Source organism: Pediococcus acidilactici DSM 20284 (assembly GCF_000146325.1).
GTDB lineage: Bacteria > Bacillota > Bacilli > Lactobacillales > Lactobacillaceae > Pediococcus > Pediococcus acidilactici.
The window spans coordinates 121,476-138,416 of sequence record NZ_GL397067.1; the positions used below are offsets into that span (position 1 = coordinate 121,476).

Annotated in this window: 14 protein-coding genes and 1 tRNA gene; 11 read left to right on the forward strand and 4 right to left on the reverse strand. The window is 42.6% G+C overall.

Annotation, left to right across the window (positions count from 1 at the left end):
* Positions 1–13: 13 nt before the first annotated feature.
* Together HMPREF0623_RS00590 and HMPREF0623_RS00595 are read right to left on the reverse strand one after the other, a co-directional pair.
* The gene (locus HMPREF0623_RS00590; protein WP_002831316.1) at positions 14–973 is read right to left on the reverse strand and encodes a beta-galactosidase small subunit; all 960 of its coding nucleotides are present in this window, start codon (positions 971–973) and stop codon (positions 14–16) included.
* Positions 957–2,837 carry a glycoside hydrolase family 2 TIM barrel-domain containing protein gene (locus tag HMPREF0623_RS00595; RefSeq protein WP_002831317.1) on the reverse strand — a complete coding sequence of 627 codons (1,881 nt, stop codon included), beginning with the start codon at positions 2,835–2,837 and terminating at the stop codon, positions 957–959. The genes HMPREF0623_RS00590 and HMPREF0623_RS00595 overlap by 17 nt, the downstream gene beginning before the upstream one ends.
* Before the next feature lie 279 nt (positions 2,838–3,116).
* On the opposite strand from HMPREF0623_RS00595, the gene HMPREF0623_RS00600 reads away from it, so the two are divergent.
* The 3 genes from HMPREF0623_RS00600 to HMPREF0623_RS00610 are packed head-to-tail and all read left to right on the forward strand — an operon-like array spanning position 3,117 to position 6,803.
* The gene (locus HMPREF0623_RS00600) at positions 3,117–4,280 is read left to right on the forward strand and encodes a galactokinase (RefSeq protein ID WP_002831319.1); all 1,164 of its coding nucleotides are present in this window, start codon (positions 3,117–3,119) and stop codon (positions 4,278–4,280) included.
* Positions 4,281–4,335: 55 nt separating this feature from the next.
* Positions 4,336–5,325, forward strand: coding sequence for a UDP-glucose 4-epimerase GalE (gene galE / locus HMPREF0623_RS00605; RefSeq protein WP_002831320.1), 990 nt, complete (start codon positions 4,336–4,338; stop codon positions 5,323–5,325).
* Between the two features lie 14 nt (positions 5,326–5,339).
* Positions 5,340–6,803 carry a UDP-glucose--hexose-1-phosphate uridylyltransferase gene (locus HMPREF0623_RS00610; RefSeq protein ID WP_002831321.1) on the forward strand — a complete coding sequence of 488 codons (1,464 nt, stop codon included), beginning with the start codon at positions 5,340–5,342 and terminating at the stop codon, positions 6,801–6,803.
* A gap of 297 nt (positions 6,804–7,100) precedes the next feature.
* Here HMPREF0623_RS00610 and HMPREF0623_RS00615 read toward each other — a convergent pair whose 3' ends face one another.
* Entirely contained in the window at positions 7,101–7,439 is a 339-nt protein-coding gene (locus tag HMPREF0623_RS00615; protein WP_002831322.1) for a helix-turn-helix domain-containing protein, read from the reverse strand.
* Positions 7,440–7,737: 298 nt separating this feature from the next.
* Here HMPREF0623_RS00615 and HMPREF0623_RS00620 point away from each other — a divergent pair, with 298 nt between their 5' ends.
* From HMPREF0623_RS00620 to HMPREF0623_RS00650, 7 genes are all read left to right on the forward strand, one after another.
* Positions 7,738–9,183 (forward strand): amino acid permease, encoded by a 1,446-nt coding sequence (locus HMPREF0623_RS00620; protein ID WP_002831323.1) that lies wholly within the window; start codon positions 7,738–7,740, stop codon positions 9,181–9,183.
* A gap of 220 nt (positions 9,184–9,403) precedes the next feature.
* The gene (locus HMPREF0623_RS00625; protein WP_002831324.1) at positions 9,404–9,649 is read left to right on the forward strand and encodes a hypothetical protein; all 246 of its coding nucleotides are present in this window, start codon (positions 9,404–9,406) and stop codon (positions 9,647–9,649) included.
* A 1-nt stretch (position 9,650) separates the two neighbouring features.
* Entirely contained in the window at positions 9,651–9,947 is a 297-nt protein-coding gene (locus tag HMPREF0623_RS00630) for a hypothetical protein (RefSeq protein ID WP_002831325.1), read from the forward strand.
* 237 nt (positions 9,948–10,184) lie between these two features.
* Positions 10,185–11,657, forward strand: coding sequence for a Na+/H+ antiporter NhaC family protein (locus HMPREF0623_RS00635; RefSeq protein ID WP_002831326.1), 1,473 nt, complete (start codon positions 10,185–10,187; stop codon positions 11,655–11,657).
* On the forward strand, positions 11,650–12,837 hold the full coding sequence (locus HMPREF0623_RS00640) for an NAD(P)/FAD-dependent oxidoreductase (protein WP_002831327.1): 1,188 nt from the start codon (positions 11,650–11,652) through the stop codon (positions 12,835–12,837). The genes HMPREF0623_RS00635 and HMPREF0623_RS00640 overlap by 8 nt, the downstream gene beginning before the upstream one ends.
* A gap of 11 nt (positions 12,838–12,848) precedes the next feature.
* Positions 12,849–14,660 carry an aryl-sulfate sulfotransferase gene (locus HMPREF0623_RS00645; RefSeq protein WP_004165660.1) on the forward strand — a complete coding sequence of 604 codons (1,812 nt, stop codon included), beginning with the start codon at positions 12,849–12,851 and terminating at the stop codon, positions 14,658–14,660.
* Between the two features lie 23 nt (positions 14,661–14,683).
* Positions 14,684–15,337, forward strand: coding sequence for a Crp/Fnr family transcriptional regulator (locus HMPREF0623_RS00650; RefSeq protein ID WP_002831329.1), 654 nt, complete (start codon positions 14,684–14,686; stop codon positions 15,335–15,337).
* Between the two features lie 317 nt (positions 15,338–15,654).
* On the opposite strand, the gene HMPREF0623_RS00655 is transcribed toward HMPREF0623_RS00650, so the two are convergent.
* Positions 15,655–15,725 (reverse strand) — tRNA-Gly (locus tag HMPREF0623_RS00655).
* A gap of 194 nt (positions 15,726–15,919) precedes the next feature.
* Here HMPREF0623_RS00655 and HMPREF0623_RS00660 point away from each other — a divergent pair.
* Positions 15,920–16,780, forward strand: a complete 861-nt coding sequence (locus tag HMPREF0623_RS00660) for an aldo/keto reductase (protein ID WP_002831331.1) — start codon at positions 15,920–15,922, stop codon at positions 16,778–16,780.
* The last annotated feature ends 161 nt before the right edge of the window (positions 16,781–16,941 follow it).

Sequence of the window (16,941 nt, forward strand, 5' to 3'; positions counted from 1 at the left end):
TACCGACTTTTATTTAGAAATGGATATTGAAATCGAAATCAATGTCTTGGTCAGCGGGAATGTGGTAACGTTGTTCGACATCCGCACCCCAACTGTCGATCCCACCGACACCGCGAACTGCGCCGTATATGGAGAGCACGGTGCGCCTTGGTAATGGAAGCTCTTCGATGTGCGTGGCATTTTCAAGTTCTGCGGCGGTATACGGTAAACAACTGAAGGCAAATGGCTTTTTGGTTTGGCTAAAAGTCAGGCTAAACGGTTGAGAATCGGGATCTGCATTGTTTTGGGTGGTTGAGCGGGTCACGGTTAGTTGACTGGTTTGCATGTGCATCCCGCATTCTTGAGGCACCAGGTAGGGGGTGACTGGTAATCCGGCAACGTGAAAATGTCCATGAGTTGCGCCTGCTAGCCGGTCGGGATAGGTTTCTCCCGAAAGCCCCGTATAATCAAAACTAGTGGCTGTCGTGGACATAATAAAGCGTAGACCAAACGCGGGTAGTTCAGGCAAATCTGCCCGTCCGGTGAAATGAACCGCCACGTTAATATTACCGTCACTAGTAACGGTGTAAGTGATCGTTACCGAAGTACTTGGTACGGTCGGCGTAACCAAATGGTAGGCTAGGGCAACCTCATTTGCGTACTCCCGGTTAGTGTAACGATTATTAAACGGCGCGATGGGCAAGGGTTGTAGCGCCTGGCCATCAACCGCTAATTCAATTTTTTGACAAGTGGTGAACCGGTCGGCTGCGTACCATTGAGCTGCCTTAACGTCAAAACCATTTCCATGGTCGTTATCAGTAGTTGCCCGCCAGAATAGCGGAGTCGGGGTGCGATAGAGCCATTCTTTATTATCAACCACTAAAGACTCGAGGCCCCCGCGCTCGTAGCTAAAAAGATAGTGAAAATTGGGGCCGGCCACTCCTAAACTACCGTCACCATATATTACGTGTAATTGGCTATTTGTGTAATCCATAATAGTATTTCACCTCCTGCATTGCTGGTTTGGGTGTTCGATCAGCAAACAATAATCCATCTCCCGAAAACTCATAGTCAGAATGGCGTTCATCGAAGTCACCGCCGTAACGAAGGACTTCTTGATTGGTTACCGGATCGTGAACCAAGAGGGCTTGGTCAATGAAATCCCAAATAAACCCGCCTTGGTACATTGGATACTGATCAATTAAGTCGTTATATGATTGCATGCCACCCAAAGAATTACCCATATCATGCATGTATTCACAGTTTAGGAAGGGTTTATCCGGGTTATTTTCTAGGTAACGCGCAATGTTAGCTGGGGTTTCGTACATCCGACTTTCCACGTCAGAAATGCGATCCCGAAATTCGGGCGCCCGGACCACCCCTTCGTAATGAACTAGACGCGAAGAATCGTGTTCTTTATAGAAAGCTTGCATGGCTGCAATGTCTTCTCCCGCAAAGGATTCGTTACCGAGGGACCAGAAAATGATTGATGGATGATTTTTAAACCATTCGTAATTAGAACGGGCACGGTCAACCACGGCTGCTAACCAGTGGGGATTATCGCCGGGAACGTTATAAGAAGGCTCCACTGCGCCCATTTTTTGCCAGGAGCCGTGAGATTCCAAATTGTTTTCGGCCATCACGTAAAGCCCAGCTTTGTCGCAAAGGTGATACCAGGGAAGCTGGTCCGGGTAATGGCAGGTTCGGACAGCGTTGATGTTGTTATCCAGCATAATCTGAATATCCTTGCGCATGTCATCCACTGAAATGACTCGACCACTGTGAGCATTCCATTCGTGACGGTTAACCCCGTTGAGAATTAGACGGTGGTTGTTAACGTAAATAACCTTGTCCTCGCGCAATTCCACTTTCCGAAAGCCGAATTGATAGGGAACCGCTTCTAAGAGTTGGTGCTGATCATCATAAACTTTAATCAGTAATTGATATAAAGTCGGTGAGGTTGGTGACCAGAGTTTTAAGTTGTTGAAGGCAATCTTTTTAAATGAAACTTTACCAGTTCCCGTTTGGGTTTGCGTTGCTAGAAGCTGTTGATCTTGATCAGTCACGCTTAACTCTAAAGTAGCGTTAGTGCCAGAAACAGTAGCCTTAACCGTAAGAATGCCACTCTTAAAATCGGCGTTCACCTCGGGTTTAAGATCTAAATCAACAATGTGCGCATCGGGAAGGGCAAGTAAATTAACGTCCCGGAAAATCCCGGAAAAACGGTACATGTCTTGGTCTTCGATAAAGGAAGCGGTACTCCGTTTATAAACGCGCACGGCCAGGAGATTATCACGATCCTGAACGTAAGGGGTTAGATCGAATTCAGAAGGGGTAAAACTGTCTTCAGCATACCCAATAAAATGCCCGTTTAACCAAACGTAGAGGGCTTCCTCGACCCCTTGAAATTGAATGATAACCCGGTGATTTTTAAAAGAATCGTCAAGGTCGAATTTTTTCAAGTATGAGCCAACACTGTTGTCGCTCGCGTCGCTAAATAAACCAGGTTCTAGTTGATCTTGATTAAGTGTGTACGGCGGGCGCCGATATATTTTACCTTCCCAGGGATACAAGGTATTAATATATTGGATCTGGCTGTAACCTGCTAATTCGATGTGTCCGGGGACTTGAATGGTATCAAAGTCGGCATCATCAAAATTAGGTGAATAGAACTGGAGCGGGCGTTCGGATGGCGTCGAAGCAAAATGGAACCGCCAAGTCCCGTTAAGGCTTTTCACAAAGCTACTGCCGCGATTAAGTTCAGCTAAATTGCGGTAGTAATGATGATCGCTGTGGGCGGGAAGTTGGTTCACCCGAAAAACCTCAGGATCATCAAGCCATTGGAGGTTTGCTTGCATAATAAAACTCCTTTCGTAATTAAAAATAAAACGCTTACAACAAAATGATAGAACATAAAGTTAAGTTTGTATACATAGTTTTAGTTAAATTTTAACCAAAAATAATAGTTTCTTGGGGTTCAAAAAATGACTTTATCGGAAAAATTGGAGTTATTGGTTTTTTTGTGTAAAAACGCTACCATTTTCGTTTATAAAGGGTTAAGCGGGTGTTGACAAGTGACCTTTAAAGCTATATATTCAAGTTAATAAAATTTTAGTAAAACACGGAGGATACATATTATGAACGCAACCGACTTAAAGAAAGAATTTTCCGAAATTTTTGACACTAAACCTGAAAGGGTTTTCTTCTCCCCGGGACGGATTAACTTAATTGGTGAACACACTGACTACAATGGTGGTCACGTATTCCCATGCGCAATCACAATCGGAACTTATGGTGTTTACGCACCCCGGACGGATAGTACGGTCAGAATGTACTCGGCTAATATTCCGGATTCAGGAGTAGTTACGTTTGACGTGAATAACTTGGAATATGACAAAGCAGCGGGTTGGACGAATTATCCAAAAGGGATGATGAACGAATTGGTTAAAACGGGAGCTAAGTTTGACCATGGATTTGACCTTTACGTACACGGCAACATGCCAGATGGTGCAGGTTTATCTTCCTCAGCTTCCATTGAATTATTGACCGGAGCAATTTTAAACACCGCTTTTAATTTAGGCGTTAGCCAATTAGACTTAGTCAAAATTGGCCAAAAGTGTGAAAATAACTACGTAGGGGTTAACTCTGGAATTATGGACCAATTCGCAGTTGGAATGGGTAAGCAAGAACAAGCGATTTTACTGGACACTAATACCTTAGATTATTCATACGCTCCAGTTAAGTTAGGCAATCACGTAATCGTAATTATGAATACGAACAAACGCCGTGAACTTGCGGACTCTAAATACAACGAACGCCGTTCAGAATGTGAAGAAGCGTTGCGTCGTTTGCAAACTAAGCTAGACATCAACTCTTTAGGTGACTTAACAAATGATGAATTTGACGAAGCAGCTTACTTAATTAACGATGAAACTTTAATTAAACGTGCTCGTCACGCCGTTTCTGAAAATCAAAGAACCATTCGGGCAGCTAAGGCGTTGGCAGACGACGATTTGAAGACGTTTGGTGACTTAGTTACGGCTTCCCATGTTTCACTCCACTTTGATTACGAAGTAACTGGTAAGGAACTAGATACTTTGGCAGAAGCAGCCTGGAAACAACCCGGCGTACTTGGAGCTCGGATGACCGGTGCTGGTTTTGGTGGTTGCGGTATTGCAATCGTGGAAAAAGACCAAGTAGAAGCTTTTAAGGAAAACGTGGGCAAAATTTATCGCGATAAAATCGGCTACGACGCTGACTTCTATATTGCAGAAGTTGCCGATGGACCTAAAGAACTTTAATACTAAAAGAATTTTAAGTGACGATTACGCATTGAGAGATTGAGGAGGAATTAGAATGGCTGTCTTAGTTTTAGGTGGTGCTGGTTATATTGGCTCACATGCAGTTGATCAATTGATTACAAAGGGTTACGACGTGGCGGTGGTTGACAACCTTGTTACCGGACACCGCGCAGCAGTAAACGACCAGGCTCGTTTTTACGAAGGAGATATCCGAGATACTGAATTTATGGATTCAGTTTTTACTAAAGAAGATGTGGAAGGCGTGATTCACTTTGCGGCCTTTTCAGTTGTCCCGGAATCAATGAAAAATCCTTTGAAATACTTCGATAACAATACTGCTGGAATGGTGAAGCTTCTCGAAGTAATGGCTAAGCACGGGGTGAAACGGATTGTATTTTCATCTACTGCGGCAACCTATGGTGAACCTAAGCGGGTGCCGATCCAAGAATCGGATCCCCAAGTGCCTACCAATCCATATGGTGAAAGTAAGTTAGCGATGGAAAAAATTATGCATTGGTCAGACATTGCCGACGGAATTAAGTTTGTCGCGTTACGCTACTTCAACGTGGCGGGGGCTAAACCAGACGGTAGCATTGGCGAAGATCACCATCCCGAGACCCACATAGTACCAATTATTTTACAAGTGGCAGCTGGCGAACGCGACCAGTTACAAATCTTTGGGGGCGATTACCCAACTGCTGACGGAACTAACGTGCGCGATTACGTTCACGTGGTTGACTTAGCAAATGCTCACATCTTGGCATTGGAATATCTCAAACAAGGTCATGATAGCGACGTATTTAACTTAGGATCGTCAACTGGTTTTTCAAATAAGCAGATGTTGGATGCCGCTCGTGAAGTAACCGGAAAAGAAATCCCTGCAGTTATGGCACCTAGACGTGCAGGTGACCCCAGCACTTTAGTAGCCGCTAGCGAAAAGGCCCGGAAAGTGCTCGGTTGGCAACCGCAATATGATGACGTTAAGGAAATTATTAAAACCGCTTGGAATTGGAAAGTAAGTCATCCCAAGGGTTACAATGATTGAGGAGGACAAGCATCATGAATAGTTTAGAACAATTTGTCCAAGCCGTAATTGATTCAACATCGCAGTACACCAACTTGGACCATATTTATGTTTATAATCGTGTTTTAGGCTTGGTTGGCGAAGGTGAACCAGCTGAAGCCGTTGATGGACAGTTGACGAGTTTGGTAGATGCGTTAGTTAAGACGGCTATCCAAAACGGTAAAATTGAGGATACTCAATCAGATAAGAGCATTTTAGCAGACCAACTAATGGACTTGGTGACGCCGTTGCCTTCCGTTTTAAACCAGCTTTTTTGGGATAAATATCAGGTGAGTCCTAAAGCGGCTACGGATTATTTCTTTAAATTAAGTAAAGATAACGACTACATTAAAACCCGGGCAATCGCTAAAAACGTATCTTTTCCGGCTAAGACGGACTTTGGGCAACTTGAAATTACCATTAATCTCTCGAAACCGGAAAAGGATCCTAAGGCGATTGCCGCGGCCCGTAACCAACCGCAAAATGGCTACCCTTTGTGTCAACTATGCATGCAAAATGAGGGCTATTTAGGTAGGTTAGGTTACCCATCCCGCAGCAATCACCGGATTATTCGGATGACGGTAGGCGGCGAAACTTGGGGCTTCCAATACTCACCGTACGCGTACTTCAACGAACATTCGATTTTCTTAGATCAAGTTCACCGACCAATGGTGATTAACCGACAAACCTTTGCCAACTTATTGGAAATCGTTAAACAGTTACCACATTATTTTGTGGGCAGTAATGCTGATTTGCCAATTGTTGGGGGATCAATGTTGTCACATGAACACTATCAAGGTGGCCGACATGTATTTCCAATGATGAAGGCGCCGGTTGCTAGAACCATTGAATTAGGGGTGAATGGCGTAGAAGCTGGAATCGTGAAGTGGCCAATGTCGACCATTCGCTTGACCAGCAAAGATCCGGTTGCGCTGACGGATGCGGCCGTTAAAATCCATAATACTTGGATGAATTATACCGATGAAAGTGTGGATGTCAGAGCGTATACCGATGGAACGCGTCATCATACAACTACTCCGATTGCCTATAAAGATGGGGAGAACTACGTGATGGACGTGGTATTGCGGGATAATCAGACTTCGGCAGCATTTCCAGACGGCATTTTCCATCCGCACCAAGACGTACAACACATTAAAAAAGAAAATATTGGCTTGATTGAAGTAATGGGGAGGGCAATTTTACCAGCTCGGTTAAAGACGGAATTGGTAGAAGTGGAAAAGTACCTGTTAAATCAAGACAACCAAATGGCAGAAATGCATAAAACTTGGGCTGATCAATTAAAAGAAACTAAGTCGATTACGCCAGCAAACGTTACTGAAGTGGTCAATACGGCCGTTGGTAATGTTTTCGCGCGGGTTTTAGCTGATGCCGGCGTTTTCAAATGGGATGAAGCTGGTAAGGCAGCCTTTGCTCGTTTCATTTCCGCAGTTAAGCAATAGGACCGGAATAGGGACCGCTGAACACCTTGGTTTAAACATCCCCACGAATCTTTATACGCTTAGCGCGGTAAAGTCAATAAAATAAGAGGCTGGAAAAAATAAAGCAATATTTTCAAGGATAAAAAGATTCTTAACAAGCTGTTTTGGCGGCAAGTAGGGTCAAAGCATGCGCCAAAATCCAGTCTGTTCCGTTTAACCAAAAAACGACCGTTACGCCAAATTCAGGCATAACGGTCGTTTTTGACTAGAGCAAACTACCCGACTTTTGGCGCACGCTACTTTTAGGCCGTGGTTAGATTAATCCTTCCGCAAATAGGCCTTCGCAATGGCTTTTAAACCACGTCGCTTAAAATCGGTAACCGGCTCGCCGTTAAAGTAGCGAATGCCGTCGACGGCTTCTTCAATAGTCATACTTACGGGGTGGTTTTGAATTTGGGAATCTTCCGAGCGTCCCATTAAGTAATCAAGGGACACGTCAAGAGCTTCCGCAACCTGAAGTAACTTGTCAGCTCGGGGAGCTTGCGTTTTCCAACGGTAAATACTATTAACCCCAATTCCAGCGTGTTGCGCGGTGGTTTTAAGATTCCAATTTTTCTTTAGCTTTGCGGTTAATTTGATCCGGTCGACGAGGTCCATCGAATTCCTCCATTCTAATTATCGAATTCAGTACTTTTAGCGATAACAAATTTTGCTAAAAGTCTGCAGAATAAATAAAAAAATTTTTACGCGGGCTAAATCCCCAAACAACGGGCTTTTAGGGCGTTATTATGCCAAAATTATTTTACTGAATTCAGTACTTTTTTGTCAATTTGGTTATCTTAAGCGTTGTTAAAGCAAACAAAATTAAAATTTAATTAACTTTTTAATGGAAATCTATTTATTTTTACAGCGTTTTCTGGTGTAATAGGGTATAAATATTTAAGGAGGACAATTTATGGAAACTACGGGTAACAACCGCAATTTTCGTTGGTACAACATTGCTTTGATTTCGTTTACGGCCGTTTGGGGCTTGAACAACGTGGTCAATAACTTTGCTAATCAAGGCCTCGTGGTCATCGTTTCTTGGATATTGATCATGGCGCTATATTTTATCCCTTATACTTTAATGGTTGGTCAGTTGGGAGCTACTTTCCAAGATGCGGAAGGTGGCGTTTCTTCTTGGATGAAGGAACTCTCCACTAGTCGGTGGGCTTATTTAGCAGCTTGGACATATTGGATTGTGCACGTGCCTTACTTAGCCCAAAAACCACAGGCGATCCTAATTGGGTTTAGTTGGCTTTTCCAGAGTAACGGGAACTTTGTTAACCAAACCCCGTCATACGTTGTTCAAGCACTAAGTTTAGTAATATTCTTAATCTTCTTATGGATGGCTACTAAAGGTGTCACCACGCTTAATCGCGTGGGGAGTATTGCAGGGATTGGGATGTTTACCATGTCGATTCTCTTCATTATTTTAGGTTTAGCGGCGCCGTTTATTGCGCATTCATCGATTGCTACGGCACACATGGATCAAGTCAGCACTTATATGCCAAAATTTAATTTTAACTACTTCACCACGATTTCCATGTTAGTTTTCGCAGTTGGGGGAGCGGAAAAAATTTCCCCGTACGTTAATAAGACGCGAAATCCTTCCAAAGAATTTCCTCTAGGGATGATTTTACTTGCAATCATGGTGGCACTGTCTGCTGTCCTAGGTTCGTTTGCGATGGGGATGATTTTTGACGCCGACCACATTCCTAATGATTTGATGGCGAACGGGTCGTATACGGCTTTCCAAATTTTAGGAAATTACTTCCACGTGGGGAACTTGTTGACCTGGATTTTTGCAATTTCCAATATTTTATCGACTTCGGCAGCGCTTGCGATTTCAGTTGACGCTCCGTTACGAATCTTTTTAAATGACGCTGATAAAAACTTTGTGCCGGCAAGTTTGCGGCGGAAAAATAAGAACGGCATCGCGATTAACGGTTACAAATTAACTGGAATTTTGGTTTCGATCATTATTATCGTTCCTGCATTGGGAATCGGTGGAATGAATGATTTATATAACTGGTTAATGAACCTTAACTCGGTTGTAATGCCAATGCGCTATCTCTGGGTATTCGTAGCGTACATGCTATTGTCGAAGCAAATCAAGAAGTTCAACTCCGACTACGTCTTTGTTAAAAACTCGAAGATTGGCTTTGCTTTTGGATTATGGTGCTTCTTATTTACGGCATTTGCATGTATTTTAGGGGTGATTCCTAAGATTGACTACGCAGCAAATCCAACAACTTGGTGGTTCCAATTGGCAATGAATATCATCACGCCATTTGTTTTAATCGCATTAGGGGTCATTATGCCAATGATTGCCAAACGACAAGTTAAGGAAGAACTATAAAGATCACGGATAATTTAGGAATAAAGCTGGTAGTTATTGATAACTGTGTTAGCTTGGCGAAAGCTTTGGATTCGATTTTAAAATTAAGGGCTTCTCAAGAATTTTAGATTCTGAGAGGCCTTTTTTAGACTCAACGACCTTACTTTTAATGCTGAAAAATTTGACAAATACGAACGTACGTTTGTATAATTAACCCAATATATTAGTGAGGGTGATGGTTATGCAAAAGTTAAGCGGAATTATTACTTCGTCGATTAAAATCATTAGTTATTCGCCACTCTTAATGCGGTTTCAGCTGACGGATCGTCGGCAGCAAAAATACAATATGCTGATCCATACACACGCGCTACGGTTTTTCCAAGAAGCACGTCCTGGATCAGCGTTAACCGCATTGGTGCGGCCTAACCAACGTGGCCAAATGGTGGTTCGCCAGTTTACAGTCTTCAACGCGGAAGTGCTGGTTTAAAATGAATGCGGATGCTAGGGTGATTTTACAGCGAATTCAACGGTATTTTAAAAAGATTCCGAACACATATTATGCAATTAACATTGTCGACGACCGGTTTGACGATTGTTATAACTTCTTTTTCATTGTTCATAAAAAGAACAGTCGGCCACATTCGATTCCTTTGCGGAGGGTGACCCCTTATGATCTTGAATCTTTGAAAGAAGTGGTACGTGAGGTTCGGAAAGTCTATCAATTAACGATTAAGTACACTGGATTTACAACGGAACAAATTCGATGGTTGCAGTCTCCTAAGTAGTGTGTGTTGGCGGACGATTTGCATTAGAGTAGCGGTAATCATCTTCAAAAATTATTCAATAATGAATTAATCTCTTCCCACTGTGGAAGGGATTTTTTAGTACAGGTATAAAAATAATTACTTTATTTGGGGAACTGTTGGGTATCGAACAGTTTTTTTAGCAGAATTTTGGTAAATTAATTGTGAAATAAATATCAAACTTTCGCTTGGATTTTATCGAAAAAGGGGGTTGGTGGAGTGGATAGTTTAAAAGGCGGTGAGCAAGGGTACGCAATTGAGTTTTATGGTGGCAAAAAAATGGGGATGGTCCCCATCGTGGTTTACATCATCATTAGTGCCGGGTTAGCAATCTTTTTCCAAGTGTATTCAATGAAAGGTTTGGCTGTAGCCTCGGTAATTGGTCTCTTTGCGGACTTTTTCTTTGTAAAGGAGAAGGCTAAGTATTGGAAAGTCATCATTAAAGGGTTAACGCAGTTTGGTAACTCTAAATTGATTTTTACCTTCATTTTAATTGGGTTATTTACCAAATTGCTAACGGTAGGCAACATTGGCAGTGGCTTTGTCTGGTTAAGTACCCAACTGGGAATTACCGGAAGCGGCTTCGTGGTTTTTACGTTTATCGCCTCCACAATTATTTCCATGGGAACCGGTGCTCCCATTGCGGCGGTATTTGCGGTAGTACCCATTTTTTATCCGCCAGGAATTATGTTAGGAGCCAAAGCAGCGGTTTTAGTAGGTGCAATTTTAAGCGGCGTTTTCTTCGGGGATGCAATGTCGCCCAGTTCGCAGGTGATTAATACCACCATTGATACACAGCATGACAAACAGACCCATAAGCCCGCTGATTTACAAGCCGTGATGAAAGCCCGGAGTCCGTACTTGGTGGGGGTTGCACTACTGAGCGCAATTTTGTTTTACATGTCTGGCGCGACGGGTGCGGTGATTAATCCAGCTAAATTGGCGATAATTAACCAAAATGCCGATGGAAAAGGTCTGTTCATGCTGATACCGATTGTAATTTTATTGGTGATTAGTTTTATTAAGAAAGATTTGTTTTTAGGGCTATCATACGCCACAGTAATTGGATTAATTTTAGGGGTCGTTTTAGGTAACTTTCAAATGAGGGACATTCTAATGACTAATCGGCAACATGAACTCCTGGGAATTTTGACCACCGGGACCTTTAGCATGACTGATATTATTATTTCTTCCATATTATTGTTTGGCATGATTGCGGTGGCCGTGGAGTCGGGATGCTTGGACATGTTGTGCGAATGGATTTTAAAAAAGAAGGTTATCCAATCTCCAATGGGGGCTGAGTTGGTTTTAGTGCTTAGTATTGGGGTAATCAATATTTTGCTTTCAGGCTGTGTTTTACCAGCCATTCTACTGTTTAGTAACGTGGCGGACCAAATCGGGCAGAGTGCGAATATTTCACCCAACAAGCGCTCGTATCTACTAACTGGGGCAGCAACGACGGTGACGGCGATCATTCCCGTTAATAGTGCATTTGTTATGGGTGCAGTTACGTTAATTAATCAAATTAATGTAACCGGTTACGGCAAGGTAGCGGTTAATCCGTTTGAGATTTTTGCTTCCAGTTATTACTGCATCTTGCTAACCCTCGTTTGTTTCTTATGGGTCTTTAAACGAGAAAAGCAAAATAATACGGAAAAAGTAGGGATTAAAGGAGTATCGAGAAATGCGTAAAGAATATGATGTGCTAATTGTCGGTGGCGGGCCGGGTGGTTTAACGGCGGCAATCTATGGCGGACGCGCGGAACTAAAAACCCTTTTAATTGAAAAAAGTGGTTATGGCGGCCGAATTACCGAAACGGCCGAGGTTAAAAACTACCCTGGGGTCGAACTAGATTCTGGAAATCACCTAATGGAAACTTTTAAAAAGCACGCTGAAGATGCAGAGAGCGTGGAATTGAAACGTACCACGGTAACCAGGGTTCAGCCCGTTGAAGATGGATTTATTGTATCAACGAAACGGCGGGGCGATTTTACAGCTAAAACGGTGATCTTAGATCTGGGGACTGTCCCGCGTGAATTAAACATTAGTGGTGAAAAAGAATTTGTCGGCCAAGGGGTTTCGTACTGCGCTACCTGCGACGCGGAATTTTTTAAGGACCAAGAAATTTTCGTGGTTGGAGCAGGGGACCAAGCCATCGAGGAATCCGAATATTTAGCTAAATTTGCTAAAAAAATTAACATTGTCGTGCTCCATGATGGAGGCATTTTGGATTGCAATGAGGTGGCTGCTAAGAATATTAAGAACAATCCGAAGGTTAGCTTTATTTGGAATTCAACGTTAGCGGAAATCAAAGGAGGCGAAAAAGTTGAAGAGGTAGTTGTTAAAAATGTAAAAACTGGAGCATTAACTACCCACACGACCAAGGGGGTGTTCTTCTTTATCGGAATGACGCCCCAAACCAGTCTGGTAAAGGGATTAGTTGAAATGAATGGACACGGATACATTCACGTAAATGAGAAGCAAGAAACTAACCTTCCAGGATTATACGCAATTGGGGATTGCACGGATAATTATTTAAAACAAGTAATTACAGCTTGCGGTGATGGCGCTTGCGCGGTGGTCGCAGCGGAACGCTACCTGACTGAAGAAAAACAGCTAGCTCAAATTTTAAACGATTTCGATGCGAAAGTGGCGTTCATCTTTTTCAATCCATACGAATCCCAGGACATTGACCAAGCAACCAAGTTTGAAAATGCCCTGGTAGAAAAATATAAAGTCTACCGTCAGGACGTTTCACACCAAACCGTCTTATTTAACCAATTGAAACTTAATCACACAGTGGTGGCAGCGCTATACGAACATGGACAGTTAACGAAAATTATTAATAGCATTGAAGAATTAGAAAAATAGGGGTGAATAAAATGGGACAACCTTCAGTATTTCCACACGGAACCACAATTTACAAACCAGAAAAATGTTTTAACGGTTACACAATCGTGCCGCTGATTAACGACGGGGTTTTACTATTTGACATGAACGGAAATGAGATTCGCCGTTGGAATATGCATGCGATGCCGCCTAAACTCTTTAAGGGTGGCTATGTAATGGGATCTTCGGGGAACCGTCACCCTGATTATGGAATGCAAGATGGAGTTAACTTGATTGAAATTGACTACGACGGCAACATTGTTTGGAAATTTGATAAACTTGAAAAAATTGACGATCCGGGCCGGGATCACCGCTGGATGGCGAGGTCACACCACGATTTTCAACGGGAAGGCAACCCGGTTGGCTATTACGTTCCGGGCCAAGAAGCAAAGCCACTTTCGGGCAATACGTTGATTTTAGGGCACCAAACGATCCATAACCCTAAAATTTCTGACAAGCGGTTGTTAGACGAAATTATGTATGAAGTGGATTGGCAAGGAAACATCGTTTGGCAGTGGTCCATTAACGAACATTTTGATGAACTAGGGTTTGATGAGGCTGCCAAAAACGTCTTGTTCCGCGACCCTAACATGCGTTCATCTGATGGGGGCGTGGGGGATTACCTGCACGTTAATTGCATGAGCTACTTAGGGCCAAACAAATGGTACGACGCTGGAGACGAGCGTTTCAAACCAACCAATATAATTTTTGATAGTCGGGAAGCAAATATCCTAGCCATTTTAGATAAGGATACGGGAAAGATTGTTTGGAGAATCGGTCCGGACTTTAATGCTTCACCAGAGCTAAAGAAGTTAGGGTGGATTATTGGGCAACATCACCTGCACATGATTCCTAGAGGACTACCTGGCGAAGGTAACTTACTAGTTTTTGATAACGGCGGTTGGGCAGGTTATGGTCTTCCTAATCCGGCTTCTCCAATTGGAACGAAGAACGCAACCCGGGATTATAGCCGGATTATCGAATTTGACCCAACTACTTTAAAGGTGGTTTGGGAAGTTACCCCTAAAGATTTTGGACACGCTATTCCAGTGGACGCAAGTAAATTTTATAGTCCGTACGTTTCTTCGGCACAACGGTTACCAAATGGGAACACGCTGATTGACGAAGGGTCGGATGGGCGCTTAATTGAAATTACAAACGAAAAAGAAATCGTGTGGGAATGGATTTCACCATACTATTCACATACCGAACCTGGCCAGCCTAAAAATAACATGATTTACCGTGCGTACCGCTATCCGTATGACTATGTACCGCAAGAACCAGTTCCTGAAGAAGTGGCGATTGAACCGATTGACAACCCGACTTACCGGGTCCCGGGAGCTGGTAAACTAGGTGCTAAGAAAGTTATCGATGTAGAAGGAACTTTGCCGTATTACGCTGACGTTGCTTTGTGTGTGGCTACGGATGACGAGGATGATACAATTAATAAGGAAAAAGTGTTTGACGTTGATAAAGACTTTTTTGCGCCCCTGACCACTGCTAACTTCGACGAAGCTGTCTTAGGAAACCAGGAGAAGCCGGTTCTAGTCCTATTCGGCGCAGAAAGATGTGTACACTGTAAGGCTCTGCATCCAGTTTTAGAAGAAGCGTTAAAAGAAGACTTTGCTGATGACTTTATAATTCACTACGTAGACGTGGATGCCGAAACTAAGTTGGCTGAACAGCATAAAATTGCGGGAATCCCGGTTGTAGCCATCTTTAAGGATGGAAAGGAATTACAACGCTTTAATGGTGAACGTGATTACGATGACGTTTGTGATTTTCTGGAAGATGCCCTGAAATAACTGATGGACAGGAGGGATTCCTGATGGAACAGCGCGATTTTGTGAAAAGTATTTTGCAGCATCCCTTAATTCGAAATCATTGTCGAATTGAAGAATACAAAAGAAATATTATCGTAAAGACCCCAGGGACCCTAATTACGGAGATTGGAATTGTACTTAAGGGTTATCTTAAAGCAATAATCTACTCTAGGTGCGGTAAAGAAATGTGTGAAACGATTTTCGGACCCAACAGCATTGTTTTAGAATATTTACATTTCTCGGGAGATAAACGGTCCACGTACAATTTAGGTTCAATTAACCAATGCCAGATTTGTTGGATCCCCATTGAAAATTTTTCAAAAGTAGTTCTTGAAGACCCCGAATTTTCTAAAATGTATATCCGCCAGTTAGCAAAACGGGGGTTGGAGAATCAACGTTTGATCACTTGCTTAGGTTATAAAACGGTGCGCGAGCGGATTGCTTACTGGATTATTAGCGGTGGCAACTCAGCGATGGAAAGTACCGAAGCAACTGAGCTCGAATTCCCAGTTTCACAAGAAGTGTTTTCGGAGATTTTACACGTGACCCGTTCATCTTTGAATCAAGAGCTCCAAAAAATGAGTGCTGACGGACTTTTTGCGGTGAAGCGAAACGTGTTGAAGAATATTGATTACGCTAAATTAGTTAACGAGATTTAAAAACAAAAGACAGTTATACGAAATACCTCCTGCCTAAAAAGCCCCCGATCTTTGTGGATCGGGGGGGTTATTGAAGTGCAAGTTTATAAATGTTTGTATTTGTTTTGGAAAAAGGTAAGATGCGACGTTAAAGGTATCCCAAACTGTTTTTACTTCAGGAATATTTGATATTTAGTTGTCAGCTTGGGAACAAAGGATTAATTTTTGCCAAGTTTCTCAAATAATTCTCCAAAAACAAAAGTGCCACAATCCCAGTATTACCAGAGGATTGTGACACTTTTGATTTATTTCCGTAAGGTTCCCAAAACATCTAAAAAAGCGAACGACGGGAATCGAACCCGCGACACAAGCTTGGGAAGCTTGGATTTTACCACTAAACTACGTTCGCAATTGCAAAATTCATTTTAGTCCAGTTTGGAAAAAATGTAAAGTAGAATTTAGTTAATTTACATGGTAAAACGGGTTAGCAAAAAGATTGATTATCTTGCTACTTCAACGGGTGCAAATTGGCTAGTTTTGGTGCCAATTTATTTTTTCGCGGTTATAATAGATTTGAAACCATCGCATTAACGGAGGAAAACAATGATAAAACAGACATTTGAATTTGATGATGAGTTACGGGTAAATCGTTTAGGATACGGAACGATGCAATTACCTGGACACGGTGTCTGGGGGCCCAGTGCCGATGAAGCCAATGCGGTTGCCGTAGCGAAGCGGGTGTTAGATAGTGAAGTTAACTTCATTGACACTGCGGATGCGTACGGACCGTTTTATGCAAATTTATATCTCAAAGAAGCGTTAAGGGACTATCAAGGACCACATAAAATGATTGCCAGCAAAGTTGGGTTCACCCGACAAGGACCGGACGTGTGGACGGTGGTTGGCGACCCTAATTATTTGCGGCAACAGGTAGAATTGAACTTATGGTCTCTAGGACTGGACTCGATTGACTTGATGCAATTGCACCGGGTGGATCCCCGTTTTTCAATTGAAGAACAGGTCGGTGTCTTAGCAGACATGCAAAAAGAAGGTAAAATTAAGCACATTGGTTTGAGCCAAGTTTCAGTAGAAGAAATTAAACGTGCACAAGCGATAGCCAAGATTGCTTCAGTACAAAACCGGTATAACCTGATTGACCGCCGTGACGAAGCAGTTCTCGATTATGCCGAATCCCAACACATGGCGTTTATTCCGTGGTTCCCGTTGGCAACTGGAAAGTTGGCTTCAGACCAAAATAGCATTTTGAACCAAATTGCCCAAAATCACTTGGCAACGCCGAGTCAAATTGCGTTAGCTTGGCTATTACAACGTTCGGAAGTGATTTTACCAATTCCTGGAACCTCAAATATTAAACACTTTGAAAGTAATATTCAAGCAGCGTACATTACGTTGGCGCCTAATGAATTTGAGGCCCTTAATCAATTAGCTGGAAAAGTTAATTAGCAAATCAAAACATACTCTGTTATAATGATTCAGTAATAAGTAGAATAGTAGTAATCTTCAGCGTTATCCTAGCGAGTCTGAGTTGATGGGAGTCAGATATAAGGCGGAGATGAAGGCGTGATTCTACGGATATTAAATTAAATAAATAAGTGGATTATTTT